A 15293-nucleotide genomic window follows, 5' to 3' on the forward strand; every position below is an offset into this window, starting at 1 on the left:
CCATATTAATAGACTCAGATATAAAAGGATTTGACTTTCAATTAGAAAACTCACCGCTGATGCAATAATGTGAATGATGATCTGAGTATATGATTAAGATACAGAGCGCAGACAGTGTCTGCGCTTTTTTATCTATATGCACCGATGTGTATGCATGTTAATTCTTGCTTGTACGCTCTTTTACTATATATTGGACATGAAACTGTTCTTAGCCAAGAATAACTATTGTAGGACGGCTATAATTCACTAAGAAATATTCTAATAAAATAAAATCTTACCAATCTTATTGTTTAAAATCAAAGAGAGTGTATTCGCGAATAACGTCCAGTAACTGATACATCGCGGTTTTGGTATCGGGTTTGCGGCTCATACATCCTCCAGTAAACTCTCCGACATTGTGCGAATATGCTGACTCACCTCGCGGTTGTATTGCTCCATTTTCTCAAGCTCTTGCTGAGCTAGGCCGTGGTCGTCTTCTTTTATGGCGTCGATAACTGCTTGTGCACAGACGTGAACTCGGTCGTGAGGCGCTTCAATGGCCTGATAACTTGAATGCGCTTTAAAACGCTCGCGAAATAATTCCGAGTAATACCATCGACCAATGCCACATTCGTCAGAATCAACAACATTGCAGTCAATCGCATTTAATGTGCCCAAATACACACGGTATACGTCCATGCGCAATTGCATTTCTTCAATGTTGGCTAGCTCAATTTGCGCCAGTAACGCACTGTTAGAAATACTGCCGCCCAGTTGCTTAATGTGCGTATTTTCTTCGGCCAACGACGCTAAATATTGCTTTGTCGACTCAATATTTTCACGTGTGGTGTACATGGCTTCAACACTCAAAGAGTGACTTGAATCAACACCTTGTACAATTTGTCCCACTTTGTCGTTAATGCGATCGGTCAATTCGGTGGTGCGCTGAGAAAGCGCTCTAACCTCGTTAGCAACCACAGTAAAACCACGTCCATGCTCGCCGGCACGTGCAGCCTCGATATTGGCATTCAGACTCAACAAGTTAGTGGTTTCAGCGACACCGCGGACATCGCCACTGGTTTTTTCAATTTCCTGAGTATGGCCCTTTAACGCTGCGATACTCTCGGAAGTTGACTCAATATCACCGACAATCGACGACAAATCCCCTACTACTGCAGACATAGTGGACTCACCTGACTGATTATTTTGGTCAATAGTGAGAATGGTTTCCCGTTCGCGTTGTAGCAAGTTACTGAGTTGCGAAAAGGTGTTTTGGTAACCGGATAATGATTCTGTGAAGTTCTCAATGAAAGACAAGCGTTGCTGGTAGTCAGCGAGCTCTTTCTGCTGCTGGGAGATGGTTTTATTAGCTGATTCAAGTTGACCTAACAGGGTGCTGTTTTCTGACTCGAGCTGTTCAATACGTTGTCGTAACTGTGACTGGGTTGACGAGCATTGATTGCTGCGGACGTATCCTAGTTTTTCGATTAACTGCATGGGATCTCCAAAAAGGAAAACCAAGCCTCCACATAAAATCGTACAAGCTTGGTTTATTAAGAGCTAAGCAGATTTATGGCGTAAACCTTTAATGACCTGCCAAGTGATAGCGAATGCACCCACGATGAAGACCATGTCACCGACAGTACGGAACCAACGCAGGTTCTGCAACAGTGGTTGTTGCATGAAGGCTTCGCTTCGTGCGTACCATAAACCTTCAGTTGCAGCGGCGTAGAACTGAATGAAACCGACTGGCAGCAAGCTGGTGAAGAGCATTAGCGCTAAGCCAATGTTCATTGTCCAGAAAGCCATTTTCATCAGCTTTTCGTCGAACTGCAGATTAGGGCGAATGTAGCGCAGTATCAGCAATACAAAGCCCAATGCCAGGAATCCGTAAACACCAAACAGTGCTGCGTGTGCGTGAGTAGGCGTAGTGTTGAGACCTTGTACATAGTACAGCGAGATAGGCGGGTTGATCATGAAGCCTAATACGCCGGCACCCAACATGTTCCAGAACGCAACGGCTACGAAGCACAGTAGTGGCCATTTAAGGCGTTGCATCCAGTCTGCACGTTTTTGCAGGCTGTAGTTTTCCCAGGCTTCATAGCCCAGCACAATTAGCGGTACCACTTCTAGCGCTGAGAAAGTAGCGCCCACCGCCATAACCGGTGTGGTTGTGCCTGAGAAGTACAAGTGGTGGAAGGTACCCGGTACACCACCAAGCATGAACAATGATGCTGACGCTAGTGCAGCAACGGTTGCCATGCGGCGAGAGACCAAGCCCATGCTGTGGAAAATGAACGCCAGAGAGGCAGTAGCAAATACTTCGAAGAAGCCTTCTACCCACAGGTGAACAATCCACCAGCGCCAGTATTCCATGATAGAAATGTGAGTGCGCTCGCCGTAGAAGAAGCCGGCACCGTAGAACAGGCCAATGGCAACGACTGAGGCGGTGAATAATGCCAGTAAGTTCTTGTCACCTTTCTCTTTGAAGGCGCCAACAACACAGCGCATCATTAGCACAAGCCAGAAGACGATGCCGAGGAACTTACCAATTTGCCATAAGCGACCTAAGTCGACGTACTCATAGCCCTGGTGACCTAACCAGAAGTTCAAGTGTTCAGGCATGATTTGCGCAATGGCTAACCAGTTACCGATAAAGGTACCTGCGACGACCAGCACCAGCGCCCAGAACAAGACGTCTACGCCAAGTTTTTGGTACTTAGGATCTTTGCCGCCGTTAATAATCGGCGCCAGGAATAAACCTGCGGCTAAGAACCCGGTAGCAATCCAGAACATGGCGGCCTGAATGTGCCAGGTACGAGTCAGTGAGTAGGGGAACCACTCAGAGATATTAATGCCGTAGAACTCTTGCCCTTCAACAGTATAGTGAGCCGTTAAACCACCCAGAAGTACCTGGAACGCGAACAGCGCAACCACAATAAACAGATATTTGCCCAAGGCTTTCTGTGATGGAGTTAGCTTAACCTTCGAGATAGGGTCATGCTCTGGCGCAACCAGCTCTTCTTCCTCTTTGTCGCGTAAGAATGCCCACGCCCAAATTAGGAAGCCAATACCGGCAATTAAGAGAATGACACTGACAATAGACCAAATGATGTTTTCTGCGCTAGGCACGTTGTCTATCAGTGTTTCGTGTGGCCAGTTGTTGGTATAAGTGATTTCGGCATCAGGACGCTCAGTAGCAGCTGCCCATGCGGTCCAGAAGAAGAAGTCATTCATTTGCGCACGGCGCTCAGCTGAAGGCAGTGTGTTTTCCTTCATGGCGTAGCTGATGCGGGTAGGGCGCAACTCAGGGTCGTCACTGAATAGCTTCGAGTAGTACTCACCAGTTTGTTCAATAGCCTGAATACGACGTTCGCTTAAAATAACCGTATTAGACGACTTGTCGTACGTATTAGTGCGGTACTCTTCTTTCAGTTCATATTCGAGCTGGTTTTGTTGAACACCGTCCAGCTCGTCATACGACTTGCCGAAAACTTCCTGTGCCCGAATGTCTAACCAGGCCAGCAGTTCACGGTGCAGCCAGTCGGCTGTCCAGTCAGGCGCTTGATACGCACCATGACCCCAAATAGAGCCTAACTGCATACCGCCCACAGACTGCCACGCGGTTTGTCCGTCAAGAACCGACTCTTCGGTTGCAATGACATTACCGTCGGTACTCATGAACTTATCCGGAATAGGCGGTGCCTCCCGGTAAACTTCCGTTCCAAAATACCCTAAAACACTAAAAGTAATTGCAAGAACACCGATTAGTGTCCACCAAAGCTTACGATACCCAGCCATTGTTGACCCCCTTGATACCACTGAACCACWTCATGGGTTGTTACTCCCTCAGATAAGAATGAATATTGATGTTGATCTCATTGTTTTTATGATCAAAGCAAATTCAGTGCCAATATTTAATCATTTGATTTTATTGTGAAATTATCCCTTATGGTTTTTATGACTCAAAAGTAAAGGGTTTTTTTAACCTTATTGGTAAAAAAACTTAAAAGGTATTTTATACCCTGCACCAGAGGTGTTTAACGTGTTTTTTGAAGTTGATCAATGCACAGCGTTTTATGTCATCTATGCTATCAAGGCACAATATGTAGTGCTATATTTGAATTTGATCTCTAGATATGGTTTTTTATGGCAGGCTATCCGCAACAGCTACATTACAGCTCTGAACAGATTGTTTGGCAGGAAGTGCCGGGTGAAGTGGCATTAGCTTACACCATCACCGGATGCCCGGTCGGGTGTAAAGGTTGTCATAGTGTGGACAGTTGGCCAGTCGGCAGCGGTTTAGCGTTGACCGAAGACTACTTACAGGAGCGCTTAACTATGTACACAGGGCTCATTACGTGCGTGTTGTTTCTGGGCGGTGAATGGCAACCAGAAGCGCTGATAAAACACTTAAAACGAGTTCGCGCAGAAGGGCTGGAAACCTGCCTTTATACAGGTTACGAGGATGTCTCTTTGCGCATCAGGGAGCAGTTGACGTACTTAAAAACCGGGCCATGGATAGCCGAAAAGGGCGGTTTAGACAGCCCCCATACCAACCAAAAATTTTATGATTTAAGAACAAAGCAGCTACTGAACTGCAAGTTTCTGACAGGAGAATAATTATGTTGCGTTTAAACGACGACCAGGTTTCAGAAAAAGTAGACTTTATTGCGGATTACCTGAACGCACAGAATGCGGCGGACGGTTCGAAAATGGACGCCAACGCGAACGTTACTCAGAAAAATATCGCGACCTTAGAAGCTGAGCTGATGAAAGACTTCTTCGTACAGGTTAACCGCAAGCAGGTTAGTAACAAAATTGCGGCGTTGTTCGACGACAACTTAGCGAAAGAATACGTACGTCAAATAGAAAATCATGAAATTTACGTGCACGATGAGACCAGTCTGAAGCCATATTGCGTGTCAGTGACTATGTATCCGTTTTTAATGGACGGCTTGACGAAACTCGGTGGTGAGTCGCTGGCGCCTAAACATTTAGAGTCGTTTTGTGGCTCCTTTGTGAATTTTGTTTTTGCGGTTAGCTCGCAATACGCTGGCGCTGTGGCAACCGTTGAGTTCTTAACTTACTTCGACTATTTCGCGCGTAAAGACTACGGTGATGACTACTTAAACACGCACCGCAAGCAAATCGAAAATCACTTACAGCACGTTGTGTATGCGATTAATCAACCTGCGGCTGCACGCGGTTATCAAAGTGTGTTCTGGAACATTTCTGTGTACGACAAGCACTATTTCGATAGCATGTTTGGCGACTTCGTATTTCCGAGAGACTTTAGTAAACCTAAGTGGGAAACCGTCAGTGCTTTGCAGGACTTCTTCTTAGACTGGTTCAATAAAGAGCGTGAAAAGTCTATTTTGACCTTCCCAGTTGTGACCGTTGCCATGTTAACGGAAGACGGCGCTTGTAAAGATCAGGTCTTCGCGAAAAAAATGGCGGCTGAATTGGCCAACGGTAATTCGTTCTTTGTGTATTTGTCAGACAATGCCGACTCACTTGCGTCCTGTTGCCGTCTGCGCTCGGAAATTAGCGACAATACCTTCTCTTACACCCTGGGGGCCGGCGGTGTTGCGACAGGCTCTATCAATGTCATTACCATTAATATGAACCGTCTAGTGCAGGACGGTCGTGACTTAGAAGAGGAAATTAGCAAAATTCATAAGTATCAAGTGGCTTACCGCAAGCTGATGGAGGAGTACAAAGAAGTGGGTATGCTGACAGTCTATGACGCTGGTTTTATTAGTCTGGACAAACAATTCCTGACCATTGGCATTAACGGCATGGTCGAAGCCGCGGAATCTCAAGGCATTAGAGCAAGCAATAACCCAGAGTATAAGAGCTTTGTCAAACGTCACCTGAAGGTTATTTATGACGCCAATAAAGCCGCCAAAGCGGAATACGGTTATATGTTTAATACCGAGTTTGTGCCTGCAGAAAACTTAGGTGTTAAGAATGCAAAATGGGACAAAGCCGACGGTTATAAAGTATCGCGCGAGTGCTACAACTCGTACTTCTATGTCGTTGAGGACGATGAAACCAATGCCTTAGATAAATTCGTTATGCACGGTAAAGAACTGGTGGAGTATTTAGACGGCGGCTCCGCACTACACCTAAACCTCGATGAAAAACTGAACACCACGGGTTACTTGTCGTTGCTGAATATCGCTGCGAAAACCGGCTGTAACTACTTCTGCATTAACGTCAAAATCACTATTTGTAACGAGTGTGAACACATCGATAAACGCACATTAAGTGAATGCTCAAGCTGCCACTCCAATAACATTGATTACGGCACTCGAGTTATTGGTTACCTTAAGCGTGTTTCTGCGTTCAGCGCTGGGCGTCGTAAAGAGCACACAGCTCGTCATTACCATCGCGACGAGGCGACGCAGACAATCAACTGTGCGGCACAGGCTAATATAGGGCTGCGTAAGGCAAGTTAAGTTGACACGTCCATCTGTAAATAAAGAGGGAGTTAAACTCCTTCTTTGCATTTATGACACTATGTTAGCTTTCCCTTCTGAAAGTTTGTGAGAAGAAGTGAAACAGTTACTTTCTTAACCAGAGATCGCGCAGGGACCAGGACGAGGTTTTAAGCGACTGGCTGGTGTAGTGAGGGATGTTCGTTTAATCGATGGCGTGAAATAAATGGAGACTGCGCAATAGGCTAGTGCATGATCTCGATACACCATCTTTGCCAATAGCTCACTTATTTTTTGTGTCCTTGAGTCCATTGCAGGAATGGCTTCCAACTGGCGAGCCACTGCGGAAGTCTTTCTGGCTGCAAAGGTGGCGACATAGCGTAACCCTGGGCGTGAAAACATCCGAGTTCGAGCAGAAGCTCACCTTGTTCAATTGTTTCTACACCTTCAGCGATAACCTTTTTATCAAATGCTTCTGCCAATGCAATTATGCCTTCTAGAATCGATATATTTTCCCTTCTTTCATCAGCACCGCTCACAAACTCTTTGTCAATTTTTATTGTCTGAACAGGTAATTGTTTTAAATAAGCCAAAGATGAGTAGCCCGTACCAAAGTCGTCAAGAGAGAACGTTACTCCCATGCTCCGACATTCGTTAATCACCAACACCGAGGATTGAAGATCGCCCAACGTGGCGGTCTCTAGTATTTCAAGATCAAATCGCGACGGATCGACTTCCGGAAAACGATCGAACGATTGCTGAAGTTCGTCTGAGAAGGCTGGAGATTGAAGATGAAGAGCAGCCACATTAACACTCATAGTTAGGTTCAACCCCTTTTGATCCCACTTGTGCATCTGCTGCAGCGATTCTTCAATAACCCATCTACCAATGTCCACAATAAGGGGATGATTTTCGATTTCTGATAGAAAATACGCTGGAGATAACAATCCTTTTTCTGGATGCTTCCAACGGATGAGCGCCTCAACGCCTAGAACGGAACCTGTTCTTAGGTTTACTTTCGGTTGATAGACCAACTGAAATTGTTTTACCTTCAGAGCTTCACGGATTTCCGTGAGTAACCGTTGGCGTGATTGATGAACTTTTTTCTGGTTTGCATCCATTAACAGCCAGCTACCCTTCGCTTCCTGTTTAGCGTTAAAAAGCGTTTGATCTGCGAACCTCAGGAGTGCGTCTACATCAGATCCATCTTTAAATTCATTTGCAGAGAAAAGGAAAATCCCCGCTGTAAAACGGATTGATATTGTTTTATCATTAAAAACAACCGGATGCTTGCAGCTTTCTTGTACAACTTGCAAAACAGGCTCCGCTTGGTACCCATTTGGCAGGAGAGCAGCGAACTGATCACCAGATATTCTGGCAACGGTAGCACCTGGAGGCAAAACATCGAGCCAGCGTTGTGAAAAAAACCATAGCACATGATCTCCTGCATCCTCTCCAAACTGTTTGTTAGTTTCTTTAAAATTGTCTAAGTTCAGTGATATTATGGAAAATTGGTCTGTTGATCTGATCGTGTCTCGCATCTCGTGAATACAGCGAACGAGACCATTTCGGTTCCACAAGCCGGTTAGAGAATCTGAATACGCCAAGAACTCTAATTGTTTTTGATGATCAACTGCTTGCTTGTCTAAGGCTTTTAGTAGTTGATCCTGTTGTAACTGATGCAATTCATCTTCGGCTTGCTTTCTGGCCGTTTTTTCGCGTATTAATTGAATAGTGTTGGCTGATAACTTCCCGTAAATCTCTAATAATGCGGAAACAAGCACTGATGCTGATCCATTTAATTGCATATCTGCATACGTTTTTGCGGCGTAGAGATCCATGCCATCGTCCATCGCCTGAATTGTTAATGCTAGGCGGCGATCCGATTCCAATATGTGGAAGACTAGCCAACGGGTAATAAAGTTAAACAAATTTGCCAACACTGCTTCGTGCCGTTCAGTGGTTTGACGTAATTTTCTGATTTTGTGAAAAAAAGTTTGGTGAGCATCATGGTGATTCTTTGTGTCTTTTGACTGACCAAAATGTTTTTTCCAAACGTTTTCCTCGTACTCAAAGTGATACTTGGCATAATCTTCAAGCTCGTCCAGTATTGTAGCGCTGTTCACGTCTGAATTTATCGAAGAGAATTGCGAGGCCAGGCGATTTACGATATCGACAAGCATACGGTGTTGATTATCAATATCGTCCAATCCGGTCTCGAAATTCTGACTCCATGGGAAAATTTCGAATTCAAGTTTTTTTTCATTCCAAATCACAGCCACGTTGCACCTACACTCAGTCTTAATTACTCCGATTAATAGTAGTTCAAATATTTCTTGGACGTGGACTTCGTCGCCATGATCCTGTAAAACTCGGATAAGACGAGATTGCTCTTCGATAACTTCCCTGATTTCCTGAGAGCCTGTGATGGTCTATATGCCAACCTAACTCATAGACTCCATGCTATCGGGTAGTTAATGGGCCACTACATTGGCATTTTTTAAGACTTATACAACTTGTTGAGTGTTTCGGGATATCCGCTCCAAAGTTGAAGAGATTTCTTCTGTCGCGGCAGTTATTTACTTTATCTGTTCTTGCTGCTGCTTTATCTGTATTGAGTTTTGATTTGCTGTAGAGCTTTTCTCTTCGGTAGCCGTTACTTTAATTATAAGATTATTGAACCCGCCAGACGGGTAATTGGCTCGCTTAGATTCACCGGTTACCTCGAACGCCTCGAAGTGTTTTAGTAATTCTTCAGTGAATATACGAAGTTCCATTCTGGCTAGCGGTGCGCCGGGGCAAACATGTATGCCACGCCCGTAGAGTAGGTTTTTAGCTTTGTTTTGTTCGGGGTTAAATGTATTGGCTTTGCCGAATACAGACTCATCACGGTTGGCTGAGGCCCGGAGCACTGTCACTTTTTCGCCCTTTTTGACAGGGCAGCCGGATATTTCGGTGTCTTTGGTTGCGCGACGGCGGTTTGAAATAAGTGGAGGGTCAATGCGGAGTAATTCGTCTATGGCGCCGTCGGTATTTAAGTTGCCGTTGCGTATTTGCTCTACAACAAGAGGATTTTCTGCGAAGAAGTAGAAAATACTACTAATGGCTGCAGCAATGGTGCCAACTTCGCCAGCGGTCCAGTTGCGTAAAATGCTGACAATTTCCGCTTCGTGAAGGTGGCGCGTTTCGCCATTCACTGTGACTGTTTCATGCATTAGGCGGCATGTATTGTCGTCTTTGGCTGAGCCTGATTGTCTGCGAACGTCGAGCTGTTCATGAATCAATGTTTCAAACTCATCTGCCTTTTGCTTTAACGTTGCTCTATCGTTATTCACAATGGCCTGCTGGTTGGCTTCAAGCCATTCGCCTAGTGTTCCTGTTAGCGATTCTGGCCAACCGAGAAAGGCGCACTGAATATGTAATGCAAAAGGCTTTGCGATTTTACTGACCACATCCAATGCCGTATTCGGTGTAATTCTGCTAATAATAGCCTGAGCAATTTGCCGACAAGTGGGTTCAAAATCCCGTAAGTGATCAGCCTTAAAGTACGGCTCAATCACTTCTCGAAAAATACCATGCTCTGGCGGATCCATGCCGTTTGGAACCGACAAGTGGGAGCCTGCTGCATTGCTGAACGTTTCATGATCTTCGATAACCGAGCGGACATCGCTATGCGTTAGTACCGCATGACCTAACATCTCGCTTTGGGCAACAGGACACTTTTGCCTAAGCTCATCAAGTGACGCAATTTGATCCTGCTGTTCGGAAGGCTCCCAATGACAATTTTTCATACAATCTCCTGATTAATCGTACAAGGCAATCTGGCCTCTTCATATTAAACCACTTTGGAGTAGCGATTTTGACCGTGATTTAGGTACTCATCGAAACAGGCACAAATGCTGCGTACCCAGAGGCGGCCTATTTCTGTGACGCGGAGTTTTTTGTCGGATACGTCGACCAAGCCGTCTTCAATAAACGGTTTCAATAGCGGTATGGCTTCAGCAAAGTGTGCCCAGAAATCGTCGATATTCCACTCGGCTTTAAAAATTTCTATATCGATCTCAAAGTGGCATATGACTTGTGAAATAAGTGCTGCCCGCACTTTGTCTTCGTCGTTCAATGCCATGCCTTTAACAATGGGCTTTTGTCCGTCATCTATTATTTTGTAGTAAGCTGGTAGCTCTTTTTCATGCTGCCATAGCACACCATTAACCTGGCTAATAGAGGACACGCCCAAGCCTAGTAATGCGTCCTGACCGCCTGTGGTGTAACCCTGGAAGTTACGCTGTAAGCGACCTTCGCGTTGGGCAATGGCTAAGCCGTCGTCTTTTTTAGCAAAGTGATCCATGCCAATAAACTGATAGCCCGCGTCGTTGAGCTGAGTAATGGCTTGTTCGAGCAAGCTTAACTTAACTGACGGCTGTGGAATGGACTCTTCCGATATTTTCTTCTGCCCAGCGAAGCGCTGTGGTAAATGCGCGTAGCTAAATACGGAAATACGATCGGGGCTCATTTCAATGACCTGCTCTATCGACTTCTTAAAGGTCTCCGGGCGCTGGTACGGCAGGCCATAAATTAAGTCGAGGTTAATTGAGTCAAAGCCCAGTTCTTTGCTGAGTTTTAACTGATGTGCAATAAGATCGACATCCTGCACGCGGTTAATGGCAATTTGTACCTTCTTATCAAAGTCCTGTACGCCATAACTGACACGGTTAAATCCAAGATCACGCAGGTGATACAGTTTTTCATCGCTGCAACTGCGCGGATCTATTTCAATGCTCACCTCTGGGTTTTCGGCAAAGGTAAAATGTTGATGAATCGAGCTCATCAGTCGTGTCAGTTGTTTCTCGGTCAAAAAGGTAGGCGTTCCCCCGCCTAAGTGAATTTGACGAATTTTCTTGTTTTTAACTGATGGCTGATACATCGCCATTTCTTGTGCGAGGTAGTCTAAGTATTTGTCTGCTTTATGCTGGTGGCGGGTAATAATCTTGTTACAGCCACAGTAATAGCAGAGTTTATGACAAAATGGTAAGTGTAGATATAAGCACAGTTCATCGCCGGTCGTCTTCAGTGCATTGGCGATGCGATCTTGAGAAAACTGTTCAGACAACATTAATGCCGTCGGATATGATGTGTATCTGGGGCCGTTAATATTGTATTTTTCGATTAACTTCTTATCCCAAATGATTGTGCTCATAACTACCTATTGACGTGCTTCAAAATAGCTTAACTAATTGAGAGGTATTGTTTCACTTTTCTCTTTGTAAATAAAATCACTAAAACGATCACCGATTAAWTAAATAATCTTTGGTAGCTTTTGGTGTACCTCGATAGTGTCTAAAAAATTTTTGAGATGTAACCCTAATTCGGTATTTCCTTTTACCATTAATTTTCGGTTGAAAAATAACGTATCAGGGTCAACCTTGTTGTAGATCAATAAAATAAGCGCATCACCGGTTGCTGATAGCGTTACGTCAGGTTCCTGAGGCCCTCTGAGTGCTTTTATTTTTTCGTTTTTAAGAGTAAAAAACATAGAAAGATCAATGTCTTTAACATTAATCTCAATGATCCTTTCAGCGATAAAACTAAGCTCTCCTTTTATTTTCTCCTCTTTAAATAGCTGGTTTAAAACCTTTTCTATGCTGAAGTTTACAATTGGATCTGGGATTGAATTTTTAATTGGCTGGATTATTTTAGGTATGGCATCTACCCATTTGTTGGTACTCATGATTCGCTCCTCGTGAAATAACAAAAAAGATGTTATCAATACTATAATGAATAAACAAATTGCGCACCACAAAACAACTAAATAGAGGTTTGAATGGAATTGCTTTGCCCGGCTGGAAGTATTCCGGCATTAAAAGCGGCTATCGAAAATGGAGCCGATGCGGTTTACGTTGGTTTGAAAGATGAAACCAACGCGAGACACTTTGTGGGCCTTAATTTGGACCAACTGAAGCTGTCAGAAGCAGCTGATTATGTGCATCGGCACGGTAAAAAGCTGCATGTTGCTATCAACACGTTCGCGCATGCCAACAGCTGGGAGAAGTGGCGCCAGGCGGTCGATGATGCCGTTCTGGCTGGTGCAGACGTACTGATTATTGCCGATCTGGCTGTGTTGGCTTATGCCGCCGAACGCTACCCGAAAGTAGAAACGCACTTATCGGTGCAGGCGTCGGCGACCAATGCCGAGGCAATTCGTTTTTATCAACAATACGGTGTGAAACGAGTGGTACTGCCTCGTGTACTATCGATGCAGCAAGTCCGTGCACTTGCGCGAACAACGGACGTTGAACTCGAAGTTTTTGCGTTCGGAAGTTTGTGCATTATGGCGGAAGGGCGTTGCTACCTAAGCTCATACCTGACCGGCGAGTCGCCCAATACCGCGGGTGCCTGCTCGCCTGCTGCTTTTGTTGAGTGGGACGAGCAAGACAACAAACTGGAGTCACGGTTAAACGGCGTGCTGATAGACCGTTTTGCTGAAAACGAAAAAGCGGGCTATCCGACGCTCTGTAAAGGACGCTTCTCCGTCGACGACGAGGTCTATAATGTTCTGGAAGAGCCCACGAGTTTGAACACCTTGAGCCTACTACCGCAGTTACACAAAGAGGGCATTACCTCACTCAAAATAGAAGGCCGTCAGCGCAGTCCTGCCTATGTCTCACAAATTACCCGAGTCTGGCGCCAGGCTATTGATGCCGTAATGGCCGACCCTGATGGTTTTGAGGTTGTTGACAATTGGAACTCGGTTCTTGCATCGCTCTCAGAGGGTAGTCAAACCACGCTCGGTGCGTATCATCGGAAATGGAAGTAATGATATGAAATTTTCTCTAGGGCCGATTCTTTACTTTTGGCCAAAAAAACAAGTCATGGATTTTTACCGCGAAGCCGCTGACTCTAACGTCGAGCATGTGTATTTGGGTGAAACCGTGTGTAGTAAACGCCGCGAGCTTAAGCTTGACGATTACCTTGAAATTGCACACATGCTCAGGGAAGCCGGTAAGAAAGTGACGCTATCAACTATGACGTTGCTGGAAGCCCCGGCCGAGTTGCGGGAGCTGGGTAAATATTGTGACAACGGCGAATTTGAGGTCGAAGCCAACGATGTCAGCGCTATTAGTCTGTTACAGGAGCAAGGACTGAACTTCACTGCTGGGCCGGCCATTAACATCTACAATCACCAAAGCCTGCGTCGTTTAATTGATATGGGCATGAACCGTTGGGTAGCACCTTTTGAGCTGTCGCGTGACTGGTTGCAGGATATTTTGCAGCAAAAGGTCATTGAAAGCGTGCGTGACTGCTTCGATGTTGAGGTATTCTCGTTTGGGCATATGCCGCTTGCCTGGTCGGGTCGCTGTTTTACTGCGCGATCTGAAAACCGCCCGAAAGATCAGTGTGAGCTGTGCTGCATCAAGTACCCCGAAGGGCGTGAAGTGAAAAGCCAGGAAGGACAGCAAGTGTTTGTACTTAACGGCATTCAAACCCAATCGGGGACTCGTTATAACCTGATAAACCAACTTCCGAGTATGCAGGGGTTAGTGGATATCGTCCGTATTAGTCCGCAACCACAAGGCACTTTTGACTGGCTAGATCGTTTCCGTAACAATGTTGATGGCGATCATCCCGTAAAATTGGGCAGCAAAGAAAGTAACGGCTATTGGTTACAGCTTGCCGGGTTACTGACGGCATAAATACACGGAATTAAGAGACAAAAGGGCAATTATGTCAGACGATATCGCACGTATTGGTGTTATTACGGTCAGCGACCGCGCCAGTCGAGGGCAATATGAGGATGTCTCAGGTCCGGCTATTGAAGAGACATTAAATGACTACTTAACGTCTTCGTGGCAGCCGGTGTATCGGGTTATTGAAGATGAACAATCGCTGATTGAACAGACCATAAAAGACTTAGTCGACAAAGAAGGCTGTTGTCTGGTGGTGACCACCGGTGGTACTGGCCCGGCTAAACGCGATGTCACTCCCGAGGCAACTGAGGCAGTTTGCGACCGCATGATGCCGGGCTTTGGGGAGCTGATGCGACAAGAGTCGTTAAAGTACGTACCAACCGCCATTCTCTCTCGCCAAACTGCGGGTTTACGCGGCTCATCGCTAATTATCAACTTACCTGGTAAGCCAAAAGCCATTCGTCAGTGCTTAGACGCGGTATTTCCGGCAGTGCCTTATTGCATTGACCTTATGGAAGGCCCTTATTTGGAGTGTAACGAAACGGTGATTAAACCCTTCCGTCCTAAAAAATAAGAGCTACAGTGATTTCTGGTGTATGAGCCAAAAAGAATGCGGTGTGAGTTGTTGATTGGTATCACCAGATCAACAACCTCAGCTTTTTAGAGAAGGTTTTAGCCGCAGACATATCGGCGATGATTGATAAATGAACACTCATGTGCTCGCCTTGGGTTGCCATGCGCAAGCCAAATTGAGTATCGATTAGATTAAAGTATTCCTTAACCTGAATGCTGATACTTGGAAAGATGGTTCAAACCGTAAAACAGAGTGTAGACGCCAGTGTTGATAACACCAGCGAGTAATTGCGTTGGCCACCTGTTGCTGATAGGGGGCATCGAAGACCTCCAGTTATATCCGTTTAAGTCAGACACCTAAACTTTACTGTGAGTTTCGATAAAATGCTTTATTATCAGTCATCTATATTCACTTTGCAAAGTTAACGCTACCCAAAAATAGGCATAGCAAAATCAAAGCGCAAAGATTGTTTTTTAGCAGTTAGCTATTCTTTTAGAGGTGGTTTCGCGAACACRATAAACCGGCAAATCAACTAAGGATACTAACTTATTTTCGGCGTTAGAACGCTATTTTTTTACGTTTAAAACATATATTATAAATACATCTTTAAAG

11 protein-coding genes are annotated in these 15293 nt (G+C 45.2%); 5 read left to right on the forward strand and 6 right to left on the reverse strand.

Features of this window, described 5'->3' with window-relative positions:
• Positions 1-366: 366 nt before the first annotated feature.
• Together BZG78_RS14640 and BZG78_RS14645 are read right to left on the reverse strand one after the other, a co-directional pair.
• On the reverse strand, positions 367-1476 hold the full coding sequence (locus BZG78_RS14640) for a methyl-accepting chemotaxis protein (RefSeq protein ID WP_077661621.1): 1110 nt from the start codon (positions 1474-1476) through the stop codon (positions 367-369).
• Positions 1477-1539: 63 nt separating this feature from the next.
• Positions 1540-3780, reverse strand: coding sequence for a nitric-oxide reductase large subunit (locus tag BZG78_RS14645; protein ID WP_077661622.1), 2241 nt, complete (start codon positions 3778-3780; stop codon positions 1540-1542).
• Positions 3781-4128: 348 nt separating this feature from the next.
• On the opposite strand from BZG78_RS14645, the gene nrdG reads away from it, so the two are divergent.
• Both nrdG and nrdD read left to right on the forward strand, forming a co-directional pair.
• On the forward strand, positions 4129-4602 hold the full coding sequence (gene nrdG / locus BZG78_RS14650) for an anaerobic ribonucleoside-triphosphate reductase activating protein (protein WP_025744752.1): 474 nt from the start codon (positions 4129-4131) through the stop codon (positions 4600-4602).
• 2 nt (positions 4603-4604) lie between these two features.
• Positions 4605-6443, forward strand: coding sequence for an anaerobic ribonucleoside-triphosphate reductase (gene nrdD / locus BZG78_RS14655; RefSeq protein WP_077661623.1), 1839 nt, complete (start codon positions 4605-4607; stop codon positions 6441-6443).
• A gap of 266 nt (positions 6444-6709) precedes the next feature.
• On the opposite strand, the gene BZG78_RS14660 is transcribed toward nrdD, so the two are convergent.
• The 4 genes from BZG78_RS14660 to BZG78_RS14675 all read right to left on the reverse strand — a co-directional run bounded on the left by BZG78_RS14660 (position 6710) and on the right by BZG78_RS14675 (position 12150).
• Complete coding sequence (locus BZG78_RS14660) at positions 6710-8704, reverse strand: bacteriohemerythrin (RefSeq protein ID WP_198532966.1); 1995 nt, start codon at positions 8702-8704, stop codon at positions 6710-6712.
• Positions 8705-9001: 297 nt separating this feature from the next.
• Positions 9002-10213 (reverse strand): cytochrome P450, encoded by a 1212-nt coding sequence (locus BZG78_RS14665; RefSeq protein ID WP_077661624.1) that lies wholly within the window; start codon positions 10211-10213, stop codon positions 9002-9004.
• Positions 10214-10257: 44 nt separating this feature from the next.
• A complete protein-coding gene (hemN, locus tag BZG78_RS14670) occupies positions 10258-11619 on the reverse strand; it encodes an oxygen-independent coproporphyrinogen III oxidase (RefSeq protein WP_077661625.1) in 1362 nt (453 codons plus the stop codon).
• Positions 11620-11652: 33 nt separating this feature from the next.
• Complete coding sequence (locus BZG78_RS14675; RefSeq protein WP_077661626.1) at positions 11653-12150, reverse strand: SCP2 sterol-binding domain-containing protein; 498 nt, start codon at positions 12148-12150, stop codon at positions 11653-11655.
• Between the two features lie 93 nt (positions 12151-12243).
• On the opposite strand from BZG78_RS14675, the gene BZG78_RS14680 reads away from it, so the two are divergent.
• From BZG78_RS14680 to mog, 3 genes are read left to right on the forward strand one after another with little or no spacing between them, the layout of a single operon-like run.
• The gene (locus tag BZG78_RS14680) at positions 12244-13236 is read left to right on the forward strand and encodes a peptidase U32 family protein (protein ID WP_069363074.1); all 993 of its coding nucleotides are present in this window, start codon (positions 12244-12246) and stop codon (positions 13234-13236) included.
• Between the two features lie 4 nt (positions 13237-13240).
• Positions 13241-14113 (forward strand): U32 family peptidase, encoded by an 873-nt coding sequence (locus tag BZG78_RS14685; protein WP_021022544.1) that lies wholly within the window; start codon positions 13241-13243, stop codon positions 14111-14113.
• Positions 14114-14144: 31 nt separating this feature from the next.
• Positions 14145-14681, forward strand: coding sequence for a molybdopterin adenylyltransferase (mog, locus tag BZG78_RS14690; protein ID WP_021022543.1), 537 nt, complete (start codon positions 14145-14147; stop codon positions 14679-14681).
• The last annotated feature ends 612 nt before the right edge of the window (positions 14682-15293 follow it).

Source organism: Salinivibrio sp. MA351 (genome assembly GCF_001996065.1).
Classification (GTDB): Bacteria; Pseudomonadota; Gammaproteobacteria; order Enterobacterales; family Vibrionaceae; genus Salinivibrio; species Salinivibrio costicola.